Below are 25,392 nucleotides of genomic sequence, written 5' to 3'. Positions count from 1 at the left end.
TGCCGGCATTGCACAGATGTCAGGAAAAAATGAAAGAGGAACTGCAGAATCCTGTCGGGCATCTGCAGTTCCTTATTGTTTACAGTTTAAATAAAATAATAATCCTGAAGTATCCTGGTATTATTTATTTCGATATTATTTATTTCGCGTAATCCGTAACTCTGGACTCACGGATCACATTGACCTTGATCTGTCCGGGATATTCCATATCTGCTTCGATCTTTTTGGAAATATCTCTTGCCAGCAGCACCATATCAGCATCACTGATCTGCTCAGGAACTACCATGACACGAACTTCTCTTCCTGCCTGAATGGCATATGAATTACTTACCCCTTTAAAACTGTTGGTGATTTCTTCTAACTGTTTGAGCCTCAAAGTGTAGGCTTCAAGAGTCTCTCTCCTGGCGCCCGGACGGGCTGCGGAGATCGTATCCGCTGCCTGTACGATGCACGCGATCAGGCTGGCGGGTTCAACATCCCCGTGGTGTGCTTCCACGGAATTGATCACTGTCTGAGATTCTTTATACTTTCTGCAGAGTTCAGCGCCCAGCTGTACATGAGACCCCTCCATCTCATGGTCTACAGCCTTGCCGATGTCATGCAGCAGGCCTGCGCGCTTTGCGAGACGGACATCCAGTCCCAGCTCGCTGGCCAGCAGTCCTGAAAGCTGAGCCACTTCAATAGAATGCTTGAGAGCATTCTGCCCATAGCTGGTGCGGAAACGCATCTTGCCCAGGAGCCTCACCAGCTCCGGATGGATGCTGTGGACGCCGACTTCCAGAGTGGCTGCTTCGCCCTCCTCCTTGATCCTGGCTTCCACTTCCCGCTGTGCCTTGGTGACCATCTCCTCGATCCTGGCGGGATGGATCCGCCCGTCGACGATCAGTTTTTCCAGCGCTACGCGCGCCACTTCACGTCGGATCGGATCAAATGCGGAGATGACTACCGCCTCAGGTGTATCGTCAATGATCAGATCGACACCTGTCATGGTCTCGAGAGTGCGGATATTGCGCCCCTCGCGGCCGATGATCCTGCCCTTCATTTCATCGCCGGGCAGCTGTACGACAGAGATCGTCGCCTCGGACACATGGTCCGCGGCACAGCGCTGTATGGCACTGACCACATATTCCTTGGCGCGTTTCTCGGCTTCCTCTTTGGCTTCTGCCTCGATCTCCTTGATCATTCTGGCAGAATCCAGCTTCACTTCATCTTCAACAATTTTTAAAAGGTGTTCTTTCGCCTGTTCAGAGGTCAGACCTGAAATTCGTTCGAGTTCCTGTATGCGCTGCTCGTTTAACTGTGAAACTTCTTTCTGAAGCTTCTGCAGGTTCTCTTCCTTTGCTGCCAGACTCTGTTCCCTGCGCTCAAGCTGCTCGACCTTGTTGTCGATCTGCTCTTCCTTCTGCTGAATCCTGCGCTCGTTTTTCTGCACTTCGTTGCGCCTGTTCTGGATCTCTTTTTCAAGCTCGTTCTTTGATTTGAACGTCTCTTCCCTGATCTCCAGCATGGCCTCACGCTTTTTGGATTCGGCTTCCCGAAGGGCTTCATCAATGATCGACCTTGCCCGGGCATCCGCACTGTCCACCTTGATCTCGTCCTGCTTCCTGTGGTTTTCGGAAGTGACGTACCAGGTGATGGGAACTGCTGCAGCCAGTGTGAGAATCACTGCAACTATGATTCCCATAAACGGCATACAGGAGCACCTCCTTATTCAATTGACCTGTTTGTATTTGTATAGAATATCCAGACCTGCATCCCAGAAAACAGCAGGAAACCGTCAATTCTACGAACAAACTCACAACATTTTGATTTTAATCTTAATAAGTGTCTATGTCAAGGACAAGTTCAATAGTGGAGCGGCGCTCCCGGCGGTTCCTAATACACCATCGGGATCTCAGATATAGCCTTATGAATCAAGTAAAAAAGAGCCGCCGGGGAGCGGCGGAAGATCAGCATTCTCCCCGGTGACTCTTCTATTTTCAAAACTTCTCTCAAAACTTCTCTCAAAAATTTCTTTCAAAACTTCTGTCCTGTTTACTCAGGCTTTTCTTTATAGAGCCCTTCTGTATACTCCCTGACCATGGTCTTCAGGTCAGCATCCTCATGGATATTATTCTCATGAACATACTGCAGATGGAGACGTACGATTTTCTGCAGGAAGGCCTGGCTGATCACATCCGATCCCGTCAGGACAGAAAAAAGTTCCCGGTTGTTCATTTCAGTAAGTGGTTTCATCGTGTTTATTGACCTCCGCAAAGACAATGACACAATATCAACTTCCTGTAGTTCCCAGATAAGCTGCCTTCACACTCTCATCCTCCAGCAGTTCTCTGCCGGAGCCTTCCATGGTTATTCTTCCATTCTCGATGACATAGGCGCGGTCCGCCACGTGGAGCGCCATATTGGCGTTCTGCTCGATCAGAAGAACTGTAGTCCCGTCCTGATGGATCCGGTTGATGATCTCAAAAATCCCCTGCACGACAATAGGGGCAAGTCCTAAAGAAGGCTCGTCCATCATCAGGAGCTTCGGTCTGCCCATCAGGGCGCGGCCGACAGCAAGCATCTGCTGTTCGCCTCCGGAAAGGGTTCCACCGGCCTGCCAGGAACGTTCCTTCAGCCTGGGGAAATAATTGAACACCATCTCCAGGTCGCTGGTCAGGTCATCGTTTCTCAGATAAGCGCCGATCCTGAGGTTCTCAAGTACAGTCAGGTTGGGGAAAATCTTCCTGCCCTCGGGAACCATCATCAGGCCTTTGGAAACGATCTGCGTCGAATCCTTACCTGTAATATCCTCTCCGTTAAACAGGATATTACCGCCCCTGGGTTTGACCAGTCCCGAGATCGCCCGCAGTGTCGAACTCTTTCCGGCGCCGTTGGCGCCGATCAAGGTTACGACCTCGCCCTCACGGACATCAAAGCTGATGCCGCGTACGGCATCGATTCCGCCGTAACTGACCTTTAAATCCCGTATCTGCAGGATCTCACCCATTTTAATCTCCTTCCCCTCAGGCGGATTATTGTACGCCTGTCTCTGATCCAATAATTACACCTGTCTGTTTTTAAGGACTATCACACTTGTCTGTTACATATCTGTCTTAAGAATTGTAACATTTATCTGTTGCATATCTGTTTTAAGTATTGCTCTTATCCTCTTGATCTTCACTGATGCCCAGATAAGCTTCGATGACTCTGCGGTCGGACTGGACCGTCTCCGGGACACCCTGGGCGATCTCGCTGCCGAAATCGATGACATAGATATAGTCGGAAATATTCATGACCAGATCCATGTGGTGTTCGATCAGGAACACGGTAAGGCCGTATTTTTCACGGATTTCCTGGACAAAATCCGCCAGCTCCAGGGTCTCCTGGGGGTTCATGCCGGCTGCCGGCTCATCCAGAAGGAGGAGCTTCGGATTCGTCGCCAGTGCGCGCGCGATCTCAAGGCGTCTCTGCAGGCCGTAGGGCAGACTGGTCGCCAGCTCGTCCTTTACGGTCTCCAGCCCCTGCTCGCGAAGAAGATCCATCGTCTCCTCGCGCATTCTCTTTTCCTCTGCCAGGTTCATCCGCAAAATGGCGGAAAAAACATTCTGCTTTGCCCGCATATGCTTTGCGGTCAAAACATTTTCAAAAACAGTCATGCTCTTCCAGAGCCGGATATTCTGAAAAGTCCTGGCGATGCCCAGCTGGGTGATCTGATCCGGTGTAGGCGTCAGCACATGCTGACCTGCGTATTTTTCCCTGTTCTGGCCCTTATAGATTTTCGCGTCCTTCCCTCTGGGATAGGTCCGCACCATGGGCTGACCCATAAACTCGATCAGTCCGTTGGTGGGCTGGTAAACGCCGGTGATACAGTTGAAAGCTGTTGTTTTACCGGCTCCGTTGGGGCCAATCAGGGCGATGATCTTTCCCTGAGGGACATCAAGGCTCAGATTGTTGACAGACACGACGCCGCCAAACTGCATAGTCACATTTTCCAGGTGCAGGGCGAGAGGTTCATTCCCGCGGCTGGGTCCATGGCTTCCCGGATCCGCCGCACCGGCTGTCTGGTTCTGTGTGTTTATTACACTGTCAGTACTCATTTTTTTACCTCGTCCTGTGCGGCATCGTTTACAGTTTCTTTTAAATTCTCATCCGCGGATCCGCCTTCTCCTGCCGAAATCTCTTTTGCCGGAGCGGTTTTGTCTGCCGCAGACACTGAAATGTCAACAGTTCCGGCGGAGCCGGCCGCAGCCGCCGCCTTTTTACGTCTGCTGCCTCCCGAAAACAGGGCGCCGATATTGATCTCCCGGTCTCCCATAATACCCTGAGAGAAAAACAGAACGATGACCATGATGACGATCGAGAAGACCACCATTCTGAATCCGTTTCTGAGAAGCGGTACCTTGAAGCCGCTTTTTAAGACAATTTCACTGTCGAGGAAGCGCAGCCACCATTCCGAGCACGCCACATAGAGGAAGGTGGCGATGACCGAGCCTGAGACAGAGCCGATACCGCCGACAACGACGATCAGCAGGATCTCATAGGTCATAGTGGAGGTAAAAGCCTTGGCCTGGGCGTTTGCCACGTACATGGCAAAGAGTCCGCCGCCGATTCCGGCAAAAAAGCTCGAGATGACAAAGGAGATCATCTTGTGCTTTGAGAGGCTGATCCCCATCGCTTCGGAAGCGATCTCATCGTCCCTGATCGATTTAAAAGCCCGCCCGTAGGAAGAATTGATCAGAAGAACGATCAGCAGGATGCAGATCGATGATACCAGAAAGGGAATAAAGGTGGACAAGCGCAGGATGACCCTCCCGGACCCGTCTGTGATATTAAAGCTGGAAAATGTGGGAAACCCCTTGATCATATTGGCACCATTGGTCACAGGTCCCAGCTTCTGCCACTGAAAAATGGCGCGCAGAATCTCCGCGAAGCCCAGCGTCGCGATGGCCAGATAGTCACTCTTGAGACGAAGGACCGGAAGTCCGATCAGAAAAGCAAAGAATCCCGCCACACAGCCCGCCAGGATCAGGGCCAGGATAACTCCCAGGATCATGGCGACCGCCCGTCCGGGACCGGAGGTCCCGAAAACAGCGCCGAAAAGGTCTACCAGGGAGGACTCGAAAGCACAGCCCCCGAACAGATAGTAGACCTGCTCCTTCATGGCTGCGGGAACTGTCAGGATCGCATAGGTATAGGCGCCCAGCAGCATAAAACCCGCCTGGCCCAGTGAAAACAGGCCTGTAAAACCGTTCAACAGGTTCATAGTCACTGCCACCAGAGAATAGACAGCGCCCTTTTTAAGTACTGTGAACAGAGGACTCGTGGGCTGCAGCACCTGGGGGACACCGGGGAAAAATGTACTCAGATTTTCCAGCAGGATCACCAGAAGCAGCAGTACGCCGATGCTGATCATGGCGGACAGTTTTCGGGAGATCCCGGTTGTATTACTCTGTTTCATGTGTCACTTCCTTTTTTACGATTTCATCATACATGTTTTGCCAGCCGTGACGTTTACGTTTTGGCAGCTGTAGGGTTTCAGCGGCTGTAACGTTTTGACAGCTGTTATGTTTCAACAGCTGTAACGCTTTAGCGGCTGTTATATTTTAGCATCTGTACTCAGCGTCTTCTCAATCGTTTTTATTTTTTGTTATACCTTGTCCGTGGCTGCTTCGCCGAAAAGTCCCTGAGGCTTGAAGATCAGGATTATGATCAGCAGCGCAAAGGTAAAGGCGTCAGAGAATACCGACACATCCCAGGCCGAAGGCAGGCCCTTGATAATGGTCTCACAAATCCCGATCAGGAAAGCTCCGATGACAGCTCCGGGGATCGATCCGATCCCTCCGAAAACAGCTGCGACAAATGCCTTAAGCCCGGGCATGGCACCTGCCATAGGTGTGATCGCAGGATAATTTGTAAAAAAGAGAACCGACCCGACTGCCGCGAGCGCGGAGCCGATAATAAAGGTCGTGGAAATGACACTGTTGATTTTGATTCCCATCAGGCGGCTGGTCTCGAAATCCTTGGACACCGCCCTCATGGCCATACCAATCTTGGTCCGGTCGATCAGCTGGGTGAGGACAAAAACCAGAGCCAGCACCAGGAAAGGAGTCAGGATGACCACCCACTTGGTCTGAGTGCCGGCAACATTGATCGTATTGGACAGAAACGGGATCTTCGGATATGTCATGGGCTGGCCGCCGGTGACATAGGTCGCCGAATTCTGGAGCAGATAGCTCACGCCGATGGCAGAGATCATAACAGACATACGCGGCGCGTCCCGAAGCGGTTTATAGGCAACGCGTTCTATGGCAAAGCCCAGCGCCACTGTGACCAGGATGACCAGCGGGATCGACAGGGTGATTGGAAGGACCGCGGTAAAATAGATTCCCATCAGTCCGGCTACCATGAACACATCACCGTGTGCGAAGTTGATCAGGCGCAGGATCCCGTAGACCAGCGTATAACCGATCGCGATCAGCGCATATTGGCCTCCTACGGATATACCGGAGAGCAGAACCGAAATGACATATTCCATAATTGTTTTCCTCTTGCAGCAGTAACAACAGCTGTAACAGCATTTCTCCCGAAGGGGAACCCCCTCCGGGAGAAACCGCAGACTAATATCAGTTACTTATAAAAACACTTATAAATATACAAACTTATAAACTTTTATACCTGAGTTCGTCCGAAACTATCAGTTGCCGGAACCGGTCTGAACCTTTTCGAATGCCCATGTGCCGTTCTCGGTATCTGCTGTCTTGATGTAAGCGGTATCACGTACTGCATCGCCCTGTGCGTCAAACGCGATGGAGCCGGAGACTCCGTCATAGGTCACGCCGCCGATAGCGCCCTTGATCGCAGCCTTGTCGGGACCGCCGGCCGCCTTGATTGCCTCAAGGGCAACATAATAGGCATCGTAACCCATGGCTGTGACCGCGGAGATGGTGTCGTTGCCGCCGTTGTTGGTCAGAGCAGCGGAATCGCTGTTGATGTATTCCTTAATGCCCTGGTCAAATGTCTCGTCGCCGCCCTCCTGGTAGAAGGTGGAGACATAAAGCTTGAGGTTCGTTCCTGCTGTTGCCTCGAGGACCATGTTGTCATCGAGTGTATCAGAACCGAGGAAGGGAATCTCGATCGAAAGAGAGGCCGCCTGCTCCATGATCTGCTTCGCATAGGCGATAGAGACGGGAGTGAAGATAACATCCACGCCCTCGCTCTTGGCCTTATTCAGGTAGGAAGTAAAGTCAGAGTTGTTGGTGGGGAAGGAGTCTTTGATGACCTGACCGCCGGCTGCGGTAAATACCTTCTCAAAGAAAGCGATAAGGCCCTGGTCATACTCGTTTCCGTTCTCGCCCAGGCAGTAAGCCTTCTTGGCGGAGAATTTCTCCATGGCAAAGTTTGCCAGGACGTCCGCCTGGAAGTTGTCCAGGAAGCAGATGCGGAAATAGTAGTCGTTGCCCGCTGTGACATTGGGGTTCGTGCAGGTGACACCGATCGCTGCAAGACCGGCTTCCTCAAACTTGGGACCGCCCGCCATGGAAACGCCGGAACCATAGGAACCCAGGACCAGAGAGACATCCTTACCGATCAGCTCGGAAGCTGCGGAGGGAGCCTTGTCGGAAGAAGAACCGTTGTCCGCGTAAACCAGCTCTACCTGATAGGTCTTGCCGCCGGCTTCGACGGTAGGAGTATTCTTGTTGGCATACTGCATGCCGAGGGTTTCCTTCTTGCCGCCCGATGCGGAATCACCGGTGGAAGGCTCGAAGACACCGATCCTGATCACATCGCCTGAAGCGCTGCCTTCCGCGGGAGCTGCATCACCGCCGGCATTCTGCGCCGGAGCTGTAGTAGAGCCGCCTGAACCGCCGCAGGCTGCCAGACTCAGAGCCATTACTCCTGCCAACAGAAAAACGATCAACTTTTTCATTTTACTATTTCCTCCTTAATAGTATGATTTGTATCTTTTCCCGCCTGTATACTATCACGATAGTATACAATCAGGAGTCTGATAAATTAATAAATATTCTAATGATTACCGGGCTGATTGTCAATTCTGTAAAACAGATGACAAAAACCACTGTCAGAAACCGTTTTTCAAGTCACCTCCATTCAAGCCCGAAATCACGACCTGCAATCAGATATTACAATCAAAAGGCGGCAGTACACCCCTCGAAAGTTTTCATTGCAGCCTGTCGCGGTCATTATGAACACAAATGATTTCTTTTCCAAAAGAGAGATGTTCGTAATCAAACTACATTATTTCAAAAATAATGCCTCCTTTGCAAACAGGTTGTCGTTTGCAAAGGAGGCATCTAATGCTCACAGAGAAAGATCAAGAATCCTTTCCCGTTCAATACTTCGAGGTACACCTTGATCTGCTTAATCATGATAATAGTAAAAAGAGGAGGCTTATCATGTGCTATAGCACTTTATAGATCATCTCTGCACTCCATCGCCCGCCGGATCAGGTCAGGCTCATAACCCTTTCGGTGCAGAAAAGCCATGGTTTTCTGCTTTTCTTTAAAATCGGGTGCATCCGGGTCAAAACCTCTTTTTTTCAACAGATACCGAATCTGTCTGAACTGTGCCTCTTCCGGATCTGTCTCCTCCCCTGCCGCCGCAAAAGCTTCTTCGATCACATATTCTGCTATTCCGCGTCCCATTAAATCCTGCGTGATCCTCAGCCTGCTTCTGTCGTTCAAATGGCTGCGCACATAGCTCTGGGCATAGCGTCGGTCATCCAGGTAATGGGCATCAATAAGCTTTCCGATACACTCTTCAATAATCAGAGGGGGGAACCCGGCCTCTCCCAGCTTTGTACGAAGTCTTTTTACTGTGTAGTCCCGGTTCCCGAGGAGAGCTCCGCAGCGCCGCATACAGGAACTCCTGAGATCCGAAAGGATCTCTTCATAAACATCCTGTGTCATCCCGGCTCCCGACTCAAGGCCCAGACGAAGTGCCTGACGTTCGGATATTGTAAAGGATTCGCCGTCTTGCATCGTCACCCGCAGGCGGCCGGATATTCTACTGCCCCTGGAAGATGGACCACCCTTAGAATATTCTGAGGTTGGCCGCTCCGTTTTCATGCAGTCTGTCATCCTGTTCCCTTTGGATAAGGTGGGCTCTGTTGGTTCCGGGATGTACTCTGTCACTCTGCCGTATCTGTCCAGTTTTTCGATGGAAAGAATCATCTTCAAATTCTCATCTTTCCAGCTTTCATCCTTCAAGATCTCATCTTTCAAGTTCTCATCTTCCAAGATTCCATCTCCAATCAAACCTTGTTCTTCGGGTCATTTCATGACATTTCATGAAAACGGCTGTATCATTTTTTCGCAAAACAGGAGATCACCCCGAAAGCGGTGGTTCTGAACAGTTACTGTTCTTCTTTTTCCGGCAGCTCATCGGCAGCCTCCGGTGTAAAGGTCCTGGCCCCCTCCGGATCGAGGTTATAGTGCTCACGGACCTTGCGGTCGATCTCGGCGAGGATATCCGGATGATCCAAAAGGAACTGTTTGGAGTTCTCGCGGCCCTGGCCGACGCGGTTTCCCTCGTAGTTATACCATGCGCCGCTTTTGTTGACGATGTCGCAGGCAGCGGCAAGGTCCAGGACGTCGCCGACGTAGGAGATGCCCTTGCCGTACATGATATCAAACTCGGCCTCTTTGAAAGGCGGAGCGATCTTGTTCTTTACGATCTTGACCCTGGTCCTGTTTCCAATACTCTCACCGCTCTGCTTGAGGGTCTCGACCCTGCGCACGTCCATTCGCACGGAAGCATAAAACTTGAGGGCGCGGCCGCCGGTCGTCACCTCAGGATTTCCAAACATAACGCCGACCTTCTCGCGGAGCTGGTTGATGAAGACGACTGCACAGTTGGATTTGCTGATGACCGCCGTAAGTTTGCGGAGGGCCTGGGACATCAGGCGGGCATGCAGGCCGACGTGGGAGTCACCCATATCGCCGTCGATCTCCGCCTTGGGCACGAGAGCCGCCACGGAGTCCACTACGACAATGTCGATCGCGCCCGACCGCACCATGGTCTCCGTGATCTCCAGCGCCTGCTCCCCGCTGTCGGGCTGGGAAATGTAGAGGTTGTCGATGTCCACCCCGATATTCTTTGCATAGACCGGATCAAGGGCGTGCTCGGCATCGATAAAGCCCGCGATACCGCCCCGGCGCTGTACCTCCGCGATCATGTGCAGGGTGACTGTCGTCTTGCCAGAGGACTCAGGGCCGTAGATCTCAATGATCCTGCCGCGGGGAATTCCTCCGAGCCCGAGGGCGATATCCAGGCTGAGAGATCCCGTAGGGATCGTCTCAACATTCATCTGGGCAGCCGGGTCGCCGAGTTTCATTACAGCTCCCTTGCCGAACTGTTTCTCTATATGTGTAAGTGCCGCATCCAGGGCCTTCTGCCTGTCTTCTTTTGAAATTGCCATATCAATTCTCCTTTAATATTTCAGAACATCCGTTCGTTAAAAGTATACCATCAAGTACTGCTGTCTGCAAGCCTTTTTTTCGAACTTTTTTTCGATTTTTAATCGATATAACCGTCTTTTATAAATTGCTGAAACAGGCTCAGTCCGGGACGCCCGTTCCGTTGAACTTCTTTTCACAAAAGAGAACTCTCTTCTGCAGCTGAACAGATCCCGCTTTTCACAGACTAGCGCGCAACAAAACCGGGCACGAAGCATACGCCTGCGCCCGGCTGTAAATTACATTGATCAATTATCACTATAGGTCCAGATCAAATCTCTCACGGATAGTCTGTATGAAAAGAGAACGATTTCTTTCAAGCAGTATTATAACCCTTTTTCCCTGCCCGGGTCAATTCATTCAGAAGGGAGGAGCCTTCTGTTACAACGGCTTGTGTTTCGATGGCCTGGTCTTTGTGTTGGTAATTATACAAGACCACCCGGTTCTCGATACAGTCTGAGCTGTAAGGGGAAGTTTTCATGAATCCATAAAGATTTCATAAATCCATAAGGGAAGTCTCATGAATCCAGGGATTCGATCCCATCCCCCGTCAGTCTGAGGGCCTCCCTGATCTGGTCCAGGGTCACGTCTCCCTCGTCCGCCAGCTCCTGCGGAGTCACCTTTCTGCCGAGGATCTGCGAGAGCTCTTTAGCCTTGTCTGCCACAAGGTTGACAAGGTCCTCCATCTCTCTGTCCCTGGTGTTGTTTTCCATGGTGACTGCGATCAGGTCCTCCATGCTGTCCATGACTCTCCTGGCGAGCTCTCCGTCTACTTCCCGCGGGCTGTCGAGATGGCCCAGGAGCTTCACTCCCGTCACAAGCGCCTCATTCCCCGTTCCGATCAGTTCCTCAATACTGATCCCCTGCCCGGAATAGAGTCTGGCGATGTCCACGACCTTGTCGAGCATCTGCTCTGTCAGCTCCCTCTGGGCGGAGCGCTCCCCCGCCATCGCGGAGATCCTCACCGCATCCATCACCTGATCGGAGAGCTTCGGGATCTCCTTCAGGCTCTCCATATAATACTCCAGAAATTCCCTCTCCTCTTTTGCCAGAGTGTCATCGCCGTTTCCCGCAGCGGATCCGACCGCCATCTTGTGGGCTTTCAGATATGCTTCGATCTGCCCCATCTGGTCTTCATCCAGTGAAAAAGAGGAAAAAAGCTCCCTGATATCATCCCTGGAGATTCTCCCGCCGTTTTCTTTTGCCTGTCTGAGCGCCTTTTGAAGGAGAGCGAGGAATTCCTGTTCCTGTTTTATTGTATGATCATCCATAAATATTAATCTGCCTCTTCTTATTTGAAACCGCCCGTTTGAAACCGCCCGGCTCAATGTTTTTCATCAGACTTCCCTCACATTTTCATCATGTGGGGCGGCTCGCCCTTCTTTACATGGGTATGGATAAACAGGTGGTCCTGACAGTACTCGAGCCCACCCTCACATTTCGTACAGTAGCGGAATTCGAGTGTGTCGTCATCTTTTTCCGTGCGGCCGCAGATCGCGCACCTGTGCAGGGACTGCGGACCGGCAGCGCTCTTTTTTCCCTCGTTGACAGATCTGCGGAATTTCTGCCTGCGGATGACCTGGCCGGGTGAATAGCTCATCCAGTTGCGGGACCGCATAAAGAGCAAAAGGACATTAAGCAGGGCCGCTCCGATCACGAAGCGCTCGGCGCTGTTGCCTGTGACCATGCTCAAGAGCAGGAAGCCCACATCGACCCAGCCCAGATATTTGACCTTGAGCGGGAGGACGAAGAACAGGTAGACCTGGGCCTCCGGAAAGGTGAGGGCAAATGCCAGGAAGATCGACATATTGATGTAATATGTGCTGAAGAAGGGGGCTGCCGATTTGCTCAGGACCGCCAGTTCAACCGGCGTAAGACCTCCGGTCAGCCTGACCAGCACATACCAGGCCAGAGCACTCAGGACAGTCAGAAAGATTCCAAGAAAAATAAAGACATTGTATTTAAAATCTCCCCACACCCTTTCCAGGGATGTCCCGATACTGTAATAAAAGAACAGCATGATGGCGACGAAGAACAGATTAGAGCCTCCATCCGGGGGCACCAGGAGCCAGGAGACGACTCTCCAGATCTGCCCGTTCAGAAGAGCGGTCACGTCCAGCGTCAGAAGGGCGAAAATACCCGGCATTGTATAATACAGCACATATCCGATCACATAGAGTACGACCAGCTTCAGGGATAAGCCGCTGACAGCATATTTCCCGTATTTATTTTCAAGATTATTCATTTATTTCCTCCGGTTCAGGATTTTCTCCTGCTCTCATCCTTCATTCTGATACAGTTTTTATCGGTCTATTGTACCATGATACAGTAAGGATGACAATTCCGGCGATCCAGACAGAAATATTCCTTGATGAAATCCTTGATGAAATCCCATTTATAAAAGAAAAGAATCCAGCCGTCCCCCCCCCGTAGGAGGATCTCCGGCTGGATTCTTCTGTTCATGTCCCGGGACCTGTCCACTCATAGTTCATGGATATCTCCTGCACCTTTTTCCCGTGCATTTTACCCACGTATTTTTTCAGGCAGCTCCTTACTTTGTGATCTTTATGGATTTCACACTGCTCCAGACAGATCTATAAGTGGTACTGCCGACCTTCTTGACGGCGCAGATTCTGAAGTACCAGGTCTTTCCCTTCGTAAGATTCCCGATAACCTTCGAGACCGTCGTCATGCCTGCGATCTTTGCGGTATTTGCGCCGCTGAAGTTCTTCTTGAGGCTGTACTGGATCTCATAGCCGGTCGTCTTGAGTTTTTTGCCCCAGGTTACTGTTGCCTTTTTAGAGGCGGTGTTTTTCACGGACTTGATCGCCGGAGCGGAGACCCGGAATATTGTCACGGATCTCGACAGGGTGCTTGTGCCGGTCGAAGCATTTGCCACAACCTTATAGGTATATTTAATACCGTCTGTATCAGCCTTTGTATCGGCCCAGGAGACGGTTGTGCCTCCCGATATTGCTTTGACTTTGCTGTTGTTGCAGTAGATGATATAGCCTTTGGCACCGGCAACCTTCTGCCAGGTGATCTTGATTCCCTTAGCCTGGTTGGCTGCGGTCAGTTTCTTAGTTGCCCCGGGAGCGATCTTGATCGTCACAGAAGCGGAGGCGGGATTGAAGTTTGGCTTTGCAGCGGCCGATACTGTGATCTTTACAGTCGCGACCTTGTTTGCTGTTACTTCACCCTTGCTGTTTACTGCCGCGGCTGAGGAATTGGACTTGAAGGTCTTCGTTCCCTTTGCTCCGCTGACGGATACGGTCGTTGTCTGTCCGACACTGATCAAGGCCTTTGCCGCTTTTACAGTAAGCTTCTGGTCAGCCTTCGCGATGGAGAAGGTCTTCTCCACGGCTCCTCTGTAATTGCCTTTGCCGGTGACCGTCACCTTTGCGGTGCCCGCATTGAGGTTATCCGCATAAACAATAGTGTAATCCTTGTCCGCTGCCAGTTTTCTGCTGCCCTTTTTGACCGTCACTGCGGGAGTCTGTTTTTTCCCGTTATAGGTGAGCGGAGCAGGGTCAACGGTCACATCGCCGGCCGCCAGTCTGATCCTGTTGACGGTGACTGTAAGCTCTGTTTCGGCAGGGAGATAGTTTTCCGTCTCTTTTGCCTGGACAGTGATCTTTGCGGTTCCGGCTTTTTTGCCGGTCACGGTACCATCGGCATCGACAGATGCTATGGCCGGGGTGCTGCTGGTATAGCTGACGCTTCCTTCAGCTCCGGTAAGTCCGATCCTGCCGCTGCTGAAAACATTGACTGCCAGGTCATCCGCTTTCAGATTCTGGCCAGCCTTTGCGATGGAGAAGGTCTTCTCCACGACTCCTTCGTAATCTCCTTTACCGGTGACCGTCACTTTAGCAGTGTTCTCTCCTGCGTTCACGTTGCCGCTGTAGGAGACCTCATAATCTGTTCCGGCTTCTAGGACTTTTTCATCCACGGTAACAGTCACTTCCGGTTCTTTGGCTTTTCCGTCATAAACCAGCCCGGTGCCGGAGGCAGGGGCGAGGACAACATCCCCTTCTTTGATTTCCTTTAAGACAGGAACATTCTTATCGGCATGCACCCGGAAAGTGATTCTCTCTTCATTTCCATACTGATCGCTGATATAGCAGTAATAAAGATTGTAATAGCTCTCTCCCCCGGCATTTTCCTGTTCAGGAGCTTTGACCCGGCAGCTGCCCGGTGTATCGGAGAAGATCTCCTCCTGCACATCTCCGTCATCCAGCCATTTATAAGTCAGAGCGCTCGTGTCATCCGCGGTGACATCTACTTTGAGAGTCGCCATTCCTCCAGGATATGCAAGGACCTTCCAGGCGTCGTCCCAGGACCCATCTTTCTGGCCGACTGCACTGGTCGCGCGGAAGTGGTTGGTCCTGATATTGAACACTGCCTCAGGCGTGTTCTCTGAGTAGCCTTCTTCATTTGTGACCTGGCAGATATAGCGTTCATTCGCGCGCGCTTTAGAGATCACCAGAGTATCCGAAGCTGCTCCGTTGATGATCTTCTGCCTGCCATCCGTGACATCGATCCAGCGGTAGGTATAGGTTTCTCCCTCTTCCGCATTATCAAGGACGACCTTCAGGGAAACAGGTTTGCCGTCTTCAGCATCCACGATGACTTCATTTTTTCCTTCTTCAGCGCCTTCCGGTCTGGCTGAAAAATGCTTTTCATCAATATAGATCCAGAAATTGACTTCTTCTTCATTGCCATACTTGTCACTGACGGTACACTTGTAGAAGCGGTTGCCGGTTACAGGTTCTGTGGTCAGACTGTCACTGTCCGCGCCCTCTATCTCTCCGTCATCATCTACCCAGCTGAAGGACACATCCTTGTCGTCCGCATCCCAGGCTGTTTCGAGCCTGACTGCAGCTCCCTCTTCCACATACCGGGAGTCGTAACTGCTGTACTCTTCCTTCCCCTTTGGCCAGGCCCTCAGATGATTCACCTCAACCTGAAAACCGACCCAGGCCTCATTGACAGATTTACCACTGACGTAGCAGCAATATGTTCCCGATTTTTCCGGAGTTATAGTCAGGGTATCCGAGGTTTTTCCTTTTAGAACATCCCCATTGGCTTCCCACATATAGGTGAGTTCTCCCGCATCGGGACCTCCCTCGGCTTTCACCTTCATAGTTACGCTCTCGCCGGGGATGACAGAAAACTCAGAGGGACCGTCTGCCTCTGCCACGACCGTATCTACGCTCAGATTGAAGCTGATCTCTTTATTGTTTCCATATCCGTCAGATACCCTGCAGCGATAGGTGGCAGTATCCGTCACGCCCTGCAGGATCAGGTCCCTGTCCGATCCGACCGTCTGTACGTTTTCCCGATACTCCCATGTATCTGAATCCCATATTTCTTCAACCTTCTCCCAGGTATAGGTCACTTTGGACAGATCATCGCCTCCGGTCCCGATCCGTAACGTCACATCTCTTCCCGCTGCTGCCCGTACATCGACAACTTCCCTGTCGGGATCATCCGCGGTCCAGGCGCGGAAATGATTTACAAGAACGTCAAAATAAGCCTCTTCCTGATTCCCGTAAGAGTCCCTGACCTGGCACTTATAAGTTCCGGTCTTGCTGATCTGGTCAAGGACAAGCTCCGCCGTGGAGGAAGCGCTGTCAAAAGTACCTGTCACAGGAAGATCGGAATCAGTTTCCGGATCCAGATATTTCCAGGTGACCACTGTCCCGGGATCAGATGTCACGACCTTTGCCTTGAGGGTAACTGTCCCGCCGAGCGCAGCCTCGATTTCCCGGAACCTGGAACTCGTCGTCCTGCCGACCGGATAAACGTCCAGCTTGTTCAGATTGATCTTAAAATAAGCGCTGCCGCTGTTTCCATACTGATCCTCGACCCTGCAGCAGTATCCTGTCTGCTCTGTCACCGGTCCTGTCACAAGGCTGTCCGACGCGCCGTCCACCTGGACATCATAATCGGATACTCCTTCCTCTGTTACGGTCTCCCGGAACCATTTATAGGTGAGACCCGTGCTGTCATCCGCCTCGACGATCGCCTTCAAGGTGACGGGTTTCCCGGCCTCCGCATAGATCTCCGCGGTATCATCTTTTCTTCTGTTTCCTTCCGGATAAACGAAAAGATGGTTTTCCGCCTCGAGGTAGAAAGTGGCGTGGGCCGATACGTCCTTTCCCGCAGCGGTTGCCACACAGCGGTAGTTTTTATGAGGATCCTGTACCTTCAAAATGCGGTCCGTTTCCCCTGCGATAGGCTCGCCCCAGTCCTCCGGATCCTCTTCCTCCGAGGCATACCAGGCATAAGTGATCTCCCCGGCAGGTCTCGTCTCTGCGACCGTTTTGAGTGTGATCTCCTGACCGGGTGTATAGCTTATGCGCGCGTCTCCCGACTCGCAGTCTCCTCCATAGGCGCCCCAGTTTCTGAAAAAGGTCTGCTCAGGCGCGGCAGCAATCTTGGTCTTGACAGAGATCACAAAATAAACGGTAGCGCTCTGGCCGAAGGAATCGGTCAGAGTGCAGCTGATCCTCTCGCCGTCCTCATAATCGTCCTTGCCTTCTCCATAGTAATTATAACCATATCCGGACCTCATTTCTTCTCCGTTTCCATCCTTCCAGGTGTAAAGGATATTGTCTTCATCCTCTTCTCCCTCATAGATGGCACGCATTGAGAACCAGGTGGGCTCATCCGGGTCAAATTCGACGATCGCGGTGTCTTCTCCCTCTTCTGCTCCATCCGGTCTGGCTGCCATGAGCGGCGCGATTTCTTCAAAATGGAATTCAGCGGTTTTTGAATTCCCGTGTCCGTCGCTGACCTCGCAATAGAAGGTTTCTCCCCCCTCAGGCAGCGAAACTTTCAGCGTGAGCTCACCGGACCCCAGAACAGTGCCTTGTTCTTCATCGAGAATCCGCTCTTTACTGCTGTCTGCCCGCCAGTAATACGATACTCTCTTTCCTTCTTCTACATGGACCACCGCGGTCAGAGTTATCTTGTCCATACCGGCAACAACATAGGAAGCCGATGGATGATCAGCACTTGCCCCCTCCGGATATACCTCCAGGCCGATATCTTCAAGGAAGTAATATCTCGCGGTCCCGCTGTTTCCGAAACGGTCGGTCACCTCACAGTAATAGGTCGTGTTGCCCTGCGGCTGATGGTCAATATAGAGGCTCTCCTCTTCTCCGATTCCATCATAAGTATCATTTCCATCCCACATGCTCCACGAGTACCGGAGGCCCTCCATATCGTCCGCTTCCACATGCGGAGTCAGCGTATAGGTCTCTTCATTTCTGGGGTCAATAGTCAGATCATATACCCAGTTGTCATTTTCGTATCCGGCATAGACCTCCAGATTGTTATTCTGGCGGAAATAGCACCATAGAGTGGAGCTGTAGCCATATTTATCTCTTGCATTGCAGAAATAAGCTGTCCCGTTCTGAGGATCCTGCACGGTGAGGGAATCTCCTGTCTCTCCCTCCAGTTCCACAGCATCCTCTCCATCCTGACGGTACCACTGGTAGGTGATTCCATCGAGATCCTCCGCGTAGGTCTCCAGATGGATGGTAATGCTGTCCAGCCCTCTCACATCCTGAATGTTATCTATTATATAACCGTCCTTTTTAAAATCCCGGGTGATATAGAAGCCATTTTCAGCACGGAGCTCGAAATCCACATATCCCTCATTCTGATCCGCATCTGTCACAACACAGCGGAACCTGTCCAGACAGGTGGGAGCTTCCACCACGTAATCTTTTTCTGTGGCGTCCGCAATCTCCGTCCATTCATCTTCAAAATTGGAATTCTGATCCTGACGGCTCTCCTTAAACCACTGATACCGGATCTCATGTCCCAGGCTGTTTTCCGCATAGACGGACAGAGTGACAGAGTCGCAGCCGAGAATATCGACTTCCTGCCATGATTCGTAGGGATTGCCTTCCGGCCAGACATACAGCTCCCCGTATTCCTGTTCAGAATTCTCTTCCTCAGGATCCGCACCCGACTGCAGTCTCTCCTCGGAGACCTCCTCCTTCAGCAGCTCTCCAGCCGTCTCTTCTTCCAGGGCAGAAGAGGCTTCTTCCGGAGTTTCCTGCTCCGCAGCGTCCTGAGGATCCGTCAGGACATCCTGAAAAGCGTCCTCCGCCTCTCCTGCATTATCGAAACCTCCGGTTTCTGAAGCATCTTCCTCTACAGTCTCTGTTCCTTCCGGAACATCCGCATCGGTTTCTTCAGGCAAATCCGCATCGATTTCTTCCGAATCAGCAGGTACAGGATCAGCGGGTTCAGAAGTGCCCACTTCCTGTTCCGGAAGGGTATCTTCTTCCGCAGCTGCATTCTCCTCTGCGGCTTTATCTTCCTCCGTATCAAATATCCTGCCTTCAGGACCAGCCTCCTCATCTTCGGTATCAGACGCTTCTGTCTCCTGTACAGATTCGTCCGTGCCGGCGTCAATTGCTTCGTCATCAGACGCTGGATCCTCTGCTTCAGAGGAAGCAGTTTCTGCCTCCGGCAGCAATTCTTCCGGACCGGCTGCTCCCTCAGCAGGTTCTTCCAACACCTCCGCTTCGATCACATCCTGCTCCAGTGCACCTTCGTCTGCCGCCGCAGCAAAAACAGGCGCCTGGAGATTTCCGGCGATCAAAAAAGCAATGAGCATCCACGCGACCAAACGAGTCACTCGTTTCATTTCCTGCCTCCTTTCGTACTACTTTTAGTTCAGGCATTTTCGAAAAAACAAGAAGCCGCGGATCGCGGTTTCCTTTTGGTCGCAAAAGATTATAAAATAAGTTCAACATATATACAATCATTAAAAAATGTATACGTTCTGTTCACATAAAGGGTTGTCTGCCGAATCTGTTTTTATCCGGCCTCGTTGATTTTTATTCTCTCTTCTATTATAATCATAGATTCAGAAAACTATTTTCATAGATTCAGAAATAAGCTAATCTGTTACCCAAATAGAAACAAGCAGCTCTGTCAGGCATTCTGCTCCCGATCATTGACAATGTAGAATCCTCTTCACGGAGCAGACTGATTCTATGTTGAAAGGAGATCCTCTTTGATTTCAAGAGATTACACACTGGGAATCGATATCGGATCCACCACTGTCAAAATCGCGGTCCTGGATCCTTCTTATAATATCATGTTCGCCGATTACCGCCGCCACCACGCGGACATTCAGGGAACTCTGCGCAGCCTCACGCAGGACGCGCTTGAAAAGCTCGGAGATCTGACTGTCCATCCGGTGATCACAGGCTCCGGAGGCCTCACGCTGGCCACGCATCTGCAGGTGCCGTTCGTCCAGGAGGTCGTCTCCGTCTCCACCGCACTGGAAAAGCTCGCCCCTAAAACAGATGTCGCCATCGAGCTGGGGGGTGAGGACGCCAAGATCATCTACTTTGAGAACGGCAGTGTCGAACAGCGCATGAACGGAATCTGCGCCGGCGGCACAGGCTCCTTTATCGACCAGATGGCAAGCCTTCTGCAGACAGACGCGGCAGGGCTCAACAAGTATGCCCGCGGCTACAGGTCCCTGTATACGATCGCCGCCCGCTGCGGTGTCTTTGCCAAGTCCGATATCCAGCCCCTGATCAATGAGGGCGCTACCAAGGAAGACCTGGCTGCCTCCATCTTCCAGGCAGTGGTCAATCAGACCATCAGCGGCCTTGCCTGCGGCAAGCCCATCCGGGGCTATGTAGCCTTCCTGGGCGGCCCGCTGCATTTCCTTCCGGAGCTCAAAGAGGCTTTCATCCGGACCCTGAAGCTCGACGACGAGCATACCATCGACCTGGAAAACTCCCACCTCTTTGCCGCCATGGGCAGCGCCATGAACGCGCAGGAGGACAACCATGTACTCCTGTCCGAAATGGCGGAAAGGCTCTCCGGCCAGCTCCACATGGAGTTTGAGATCGGACGCATGGACCCTCTTTTCGCCTCGCAGGAGGAATATGACGATTTCTGCCGCCGCCATGAAAAAGCGCAAGTGAAGAGGGGAGATCTCTCCGGTTATAAAGGAAACTGCTTCCTGGGGATCGATGCCGGCTCCACGACGACCAAGCTGGCTCTGGTCGGTGAGGACGGGACCCTGCTCTATTCTTTTTACAGCAATAACAACGGCAGCCCGGTCCGGACTGCCATCGACTCGATCACCGAGATCCACCGCCTCCTTCCCGAAGGTGCCAGGATCGCCCGCAGCTGCTCCACGGGCTACGGCGAGGCGCTCCTGAAAGCCGCCTTCCTTCTGGATGAAGGAGAGGTAGAGACGATCGCCCACTACTATGCCGCCGCCTTTTTTGACCCCGAGGTCGACTGTATCCTCGACATCGGCGGACAGGATATGAAGTGCATCCGCATTAAAAACAAGGCTGTGGACAATGTCCTTCTCAACGAAGCCTGTTCCTCGGGCTGCGGCTCCTTTATCGAGACCTTTGCCAAATCCCTCGATTATTCTGTACAGGATTTTGCAAAGGCCGCTCTGTTCGCGAAACACCCCATCGATCTGGGGACCCGCTGCACGGTCTTTATGAATTCCCGTGTCAAGCAGGCCCAGAAAGAGGGAGCTGACGTCGCTGACATTTCCGCCGGCCTCGCCTATTCTGTCATCAAGAACGCCCTGTTCAAGGTCATCAAAGTCTCTGACGCCTCCCAGCTGGGGCAGAACATCGTCGTCCAGGGCGGGACCTTCTATAACGACGCTGTCCTGCGCAGTGTCGAGACGATCTCCGGCGGCCAGGTCACCCGGCCTGATATCGCCGGCATCATGGGAGCTTTCGGCGCGGCCCTGATCGCGCGTGAACGCTATGACGGAAAGCATGAGACGACCATGCTCTCCTTCGATGAGATCGAAAATCTCCAGTTTGAGACCACGCTCACCAACTGCGGCCGCTGTACCAACAACTGCAGACTGACCATCAACCATTTCCTGAGGAGCGAAGCAGCCGATTCCACAGATGGTGCCTCCGAATTTGAACCAGATGTCCCCGTCTCCGGTGAGGGAAGCAGTCTTTCCGAGACCAGGACAGGTTCCGCAGGCAGACTTGCGGACCGCGCCGCAAGGGTCATTGAAGACAATCCCTTTGCAAAAAAGAACAGAAAAGAAACAGCGGAAAGGGCAAGAGAGACCGCCGGCAGAGCAGCGAAAGCGATCGAAGAGAGCTCCCTCGGCAAGACCAGAAAGGAAGCGGCAGAAAAGGCAAGAGAAACCGCCGGCAGAGCAGCGAAGGCGATCGAAGAGAGCTCCCTCGGCAAGACCAGAAAGGAAGCGGCGGAAAAGGCAAGAGAGACCGCTGACCGCGCCGCAAAGGCCATCGAAAGCAGCCCCATTCTGAGCAGCGCTGCGGCGAAGGCCAGAGAGAGGGCGGAAAAAGCCAGGGAAACTGCGCGTGAGACCGCAGGCCGGGCAAAAGAGACCGCTCTCGAGACTGCGGAGCGCGCAAGGGAGACTGCCCTCGAAACCGCCGGCAGAGCAGCCGGCCGGGCAAAAGAGACTGCCCTCGAAACTGCGGAGCGCGCAAAAGAGACTGCCTTTGAGACCGCCGGCCGGGCAAGGGAAACCGCCGCCCGGGCTCTCGGCACGGAACCGGCAGAATCCGCCTCCCGCAAAAAAATCACTGAGAAAAAAACGTACGCAAGAAGACCGGCAGGTACAGCGGCACCCGCGCAGGAGCGCCTGTTCATCTCCGGCAACCGCTGCGAAAGAGGACTCGGAAAGGAAGCCTCGCAGAACAACATGCCCAACCTTTATAAATACAAGCTGGGCAGGATCTTTGGCTACCGTCCCCTCCCGAAGGACCAGGCTCCCCGCGGCACGGTCGGGATCCCACGTGTGCTGAACATGTACGAGGACTACCCCTTCTGGGCAACCTTCTTTACAAAGCTCGGCTATCGTGTCGTGCTCTCCCCTCTCTCGACCCACGCGATCTATGAGATGGGAATAGAGTCGATCCCCAGCGAATCCGCCTGCTATCCGGCCAAGATCGCGCACGGGCATGTCATGTGGCTCATTCAAAAGGGAGTGGACTTCATCTTCTATCCGTCTCTCTTTTATGAGCGCTCGGAATTTGCGTCCTCGGACAACCACTACAACTGCCCGATCGTCACCTCCTATCCGGAAAATATCCGCAATAACGTGGAGGAGATCACTGACGGCAAGGTCCGTTTCCGCAATCCCTTCATGGCCTTTACCAGCCTGCGCACCATCACAGAGGCCATGGACCGCGAATTCGGGGAAGAGATTCCCAGGGATGAGATCCACGCCGCCTGTGCCGCGGGCTGGGAGGAACTGGAGCAGTCCCGCATCGACATCCGCAGAAAGGGTGAAGAGGTCCTCCGGTTTATGGAAGACAACCACGTCAAGGGCATCGTCCTGGCCGGCCGTCCCTACCACATCGACCCGGAGATCAACCACGGCATCCCCGAAATGATCACCTCCTATGGTATAGCAGTCCTTTCGGAAGACTCCATCTCCCACCTCTCGACTCCGGACCGCCCGATCACAGTCCTGGACCAGTGGATGTACCATTCCCGTCTCTACGCGGCCGCCAACTATGTGCGTCTGCGCGACGACCTGGAGATGATCCAGCTCAATTCCTTCGGCTGCGGCATCGATGCCGTCACGACAGACCAGGTCAATGACATCCTGGCAGGCTCGGACAAGATCTATACCTGCCTCAAGATAGACGAAGTCAACAACCTCGGCAGCGCCCGCATCCGCGTCCGCTCCCTGATCGCGGCTATCCGGATCCGGGATCAGAAAAACACCAAACGCCAGATCCGTTCAACGGCCATCAAAAAAGTGCCTTTTACAGCGGAGATGCGCGAAAACTACACGATCCTGTGCCCGCAGATGTCGCCGATCCACTTTGAGCTCATCGAGCCCGCCATGAGGGCCTGCGGATACAACCTGGTCGTCCTGCCCAACGACAACCGCAGGGCAGTTGATTTCGGCCTCAAATATGTCAACAACGATGCCTGCTACCCTTCGCTCTTTGTGGTCGGCCAGATCATGGAGGCACTGGATTCCGGCAAATACGACCTGAACCACACTGCGGTCCTGATGTCCCAGACAGGCGGCGGCTGCCGCGCTTCCAACTATGTCGGTTTTATCCGCCGGGCGTTGACAAAAGCCGGAATGGGGCAGATCCCAGTGGTCTCCGTCAATATGTCCGGCCTCGAGGAAAATCCGGGCTTCAAGATGGACCTGAAACTCATTACCCGGGCAGCCTATGCCATCGTCTTCGGAGACGTCATGATGCGCTGCGTCTACCGCATGCGTCCCTACGAACTCAAAAAAGGCATGGTAGAGGCTAAACACCTGAAGTGGAAGCACATCTGCACGGAGTTCCTGACAAAGACCAACGGCCTGAACCTTCCCAAGGTCCAGCGCCTGGCCGTACAGATGATCCGTGATTTTGACGCCATCCCGATCCGCGAGGAACGCCGGCCCCGCGTCGGCATCGTCGGAGAGATCCTGGTCAAATACGCGCCCGCCGCTAACAACTACCTGGTCGACCTGCTGGAACAGGAGGGCGCCGAAGCCACTGTTCCCGACCTGATGGGATTCATGCTCTACTGCTTCTACAATCAGGTCTATAAGGCGGAAAACCTCGGAACAAGCAAAAAGACCGCGCGCAAGAGCACCCTCGGCATCCACGCCATTGAGGCCGCCCTCAAGCCGATCTACCGCGCCTATGAGAAGAGCGTGCACTTCGATGCTCCCGCCAGCATCTATGACCTGGTGAAGTTTGCCGAGCCCATCGTATCCATCGGCAACGAAACCGGCGAGGGATGGTTCCTCACCGGAGAAATGGTCGAGCTGATCAAAGACGGTGTCGAAAACATCGTCTGCATCCAGCCCTTCGGCTGCCTGCCCAACCATGTCGTTGGCAAGGGAGTCATCAAAGCGATCAGGAGGGAATACCCGCTCGCCAATATCGCCGCGATCGATTACGACCCCGGTGCCAGCGAGGTCAACCAGCTCAACCGCATCAAGCTGATGCTCGCTACCGCTCAGAAAAACCTGGAGAGAAAGAAAAACGGGGAGATTCCCCCGGCATCTTCAGGACAGATTGATACAGCTCCGGAAATCGACAGCGAAAATGCTTCCATCGGCTGCGTTCCCGGACAGGAACAGACTCCTCCTGTGAAAAAGAGCACCCGGAAAGGCCCGGGCCTTTTCAGGAGATTATTCAGAAAGTAATTATTCAGAAAGTAAAAAAAAGGAAAGTAATCAAAAGTAAGGACTAATAAGACGTAATTACAAAACCGGCCGGGAAGGCATTGTGCTTTCCCGGCCGGTTATTCTATTTTTATGTCCATGATGCATGGATTGCAGGGGCGCAATCCGCCATGCCGACAGGCTCACGGCTTCGCCGTTCGCTGTAGCGGCATTCGCCGTATGCATCCGAAAAGATCTCCACCTGCCTGTGAGCTGGCTTACGGAAGCTACCGCTATTTCAGATGCGCATGGCCCATTGCTTGCGCGCAACAACAAGGAAGAGCATTCATCTGCCGTCTTTTCCAACGGGCTTACTGCGACGAACGCTCTCCCTCAGCTAACACCATCCAATGGACTTTTCCTCCTTTTTGTCTGGCTCTCCGCTCTCTTTCCTCTTCACCTTTGTACTGATTGTACTGTGATGTCCGGTCAGATCCTGCTGCATTCTCTGATGCTTTCTCCAGACCTGCATTCTCTTTCATAAAATATCATCCTTCTGAAACTTGCCTCTCATCCCTTTCATCTACTGTCTGATCAGTGTGATGATCCGAAAATGAGCTGTTCCACTCATTTTCCCATCCTTCACTTCTCCGGTTTCCGATTCAGGATATGTCGGGCTTTTATTCATCCGGTGTACTTTATGATCAATCGTGCAATCCTTCAAAATATCCGACGCTGCGATTCACCACTTATCTTTTACGTACTCAATTGCGGACTCTATTCAATTGTAACTGTTTT

14 protein-coding genes are annotated in these 25,392 nt (G+C 52.6%); 1 reads left to right on the top strand and 13 read right to left on the bottom strand.

Annotated elements, in window-relative coordinates; genetic code table 11:
- Nucleotides 1-139 precede the first annotated feature (139 nt).
- From rny to BLT02_RS00680, 12 genes are all read right to left on the bottom strand, one after another.
- A complete protein-coding gene (gene rny / locus BLT02_RS00735; RefSeq protein ID WP_347474848.1) occupies nucleotides 140-1,693 on the bottom strand; it encodes a ribonuclease Y in 1,554 nt (517 codons plus the stop codon).
- A gap of 341 nt (nucleotides 1,694-2,034) precedes the next feature.
- Nucleotides 2,035-2,235, bottom strand: a complete 201-nt coding sequence (locus BLT02_RS00730; protein WP_139187335.1) for a hypothetical protein — start codon at nucleotides 2,233-2,235, stop codon at nucleotides 2,035-2,037.
- 37 nt (nucleotides 2,236-2,272) lie between these two features.
- Nucleotides 2,273-2,980 carry an ABC transporter ATP-binding protein gene (locus BLT02_RS00725; RefSeq protein WP_092991006.1) on the bottom strand — a complete coding sequence of 236 codons (708 nt, stop codon included), beginning with the start codon at nucleotides 2,978-2,980 and terminating at the stop codon, nucleotides 2,273-2,275.
- Between the two features lie 151 nt (nucleotides 2,981-3,131).
- The gene (locus BLT02_RS00720; protein WP_242869661.1) at nucleotides 3,132-3,962 is read right to left on the bottom strand and encodes an ABC transporter ATP-binding protein; all 831 of its coding nucleotides are present in this window, start codon (nucleotides 3,960-3,962) and stop codon (nucleotides 3,132-3,134) included.
- A 113-nt stretch (nucleotides 3,963-4,075) separates the two neighbouring features.
- Nucleotides 4,076-5,440, bottom strand: coding sequence for a branched-chain amino acid ABC transporter permease (locus BLT02_RS00715; RefSeq protein WP_242869651.1), 1,365 nt, complete (start codon nucleotides 5,438-5,440; stop codon nucleotides 4,076-4,078).
- Between the two features lie 189 nt (nucleotides 5,441-5,629).
- On the bottom strand, nucleotides 5,630-6,517 hold the full coding sequence (locus BLT02_RS00710) for a branched-chain amino acid ABC transporter permease (RefSeq protein WP_092990931.1): 888 nt from the start codon (nucleotides 6,515-6,517) through the stop codon (nucleotides 5,630-5,632).
- 159 nt (nucleotides 6,518-6,676) lie between these two features.
- Nucleotides 6,677-7,909, bottom strand: coding sequence for an ABC transporter substrate-binding protein (locus BLT02_RS00705; protein WP_092990930.1), 1,233 nt, complete (start codon nucleotides 7,907-7,909; stop codon nucleotides 6,677-6,679).
- A gap of 502 nt (nucleotides 7,910-8,411) precedes the next feature.
- Complete coding sequence (locus tag BLT02_RS00700; RefSeq protein WP_092990929.1) at nucleotides 8,412-9,239, bottom strand: regulatory protein RecX; 828 nt, start codon at nucleotides 9,237-9,239, stop codon at nucleotides 8,412-8,414.
- A 116-nt stretch (nucleotides 9,240-9,355) separates the two neighbouring features.
- Nucleotides 9,356-10,420, bottom strand: coding sequence for a recombinase RecA (recA, locus tag BLT02_RS00695; protein WP_242869650.1), 1,065 nt, complete (start codon nucleotides 10,418-10,420; stop codon nucleotides 9,356-9,358).
- Between the two features lie 555 nt (nucleotides 10,421-10,975).
- Complete coding sequence (locus BLT02_RS00690; RefSeq protein ID WP_092990928.1) at nucleotides 10,976-11,728, bottom strand: sigma-70 domain-containing protein; 753 nt, start codon at nucleotides 11,726-11,728, stop codon at nucleotides 10,976-10,978.
- A 77-nt stretch (nucleotides 11,729-11,805) separates the two neighbouring features.
- Complete coding sequence (locus BLT02_RS00685; protein WP_092990927.1) at nucleotides 11,806-12,702, bottom strand: hypothetical protein; 897 nt, start codon at nucleotides 12,700-12,702, stop codon at nucleotides 11,806-11,808.
- Nucleotides 12,703-13,008: 306 nt separating this feature from the next.
- Nucleotides 13,009-19,125, bottom strand: a complete 6,117-nt coding sequence (locus tag BLT02_RS00680; RefSeq protein WP_092990926.1) for an Ig-like domain-containing protein — start codon at nucleotides 19,123-19,125, stop codon at nucleotides 13,009-13,011.
- 375 nt (nucleotides 19,126-19,500) lie between these two features.
- Between BLT02_RS00680 and BLT02_RS00675 the strand changes: the two genes are divergently transcribed.
- Entirely contained in the window at nucleotides 19,501-24,636 is a 5,136-nt protein-coding gene (locus tag BLT02_RS00675; protein WP_242869660.1) for an acyl-CoA dehydratase activase-related protein, read from the top strand.
- 329 nt (nucleotides 24,637-24,965) lie between these two features.
- Here the strand turns inward: BLT02_RS00675 and BLT02_RS17010 are convergent, their stop codons facing one another.
- Nucleotides 24,966-25,136, bottom strand: a complete 171-nt coding sequence (locus BLT02_RS17010) for a hypothetical protein (protein WP_175453615.1) — start codon at nucleotides 25,134-25,136, stop codon at nucleotides 24,966-24,968.
- Nucleotides 25,137-25,392 lie beyond the last annotated feature (256 nt).

This window comes from Sarcina sp. DSM 11001 (assembly GCF_900101015.1).
Classification (GTDB): Bacteria; Bacillota; Clostridia; order Lachnospirales; family Lachnospiraceae; genus CAG-791.
Note: the sequence above shows the minus strand (reverse complement) of the source record. Positions and strands in the feature narration are given on the sequence as shown.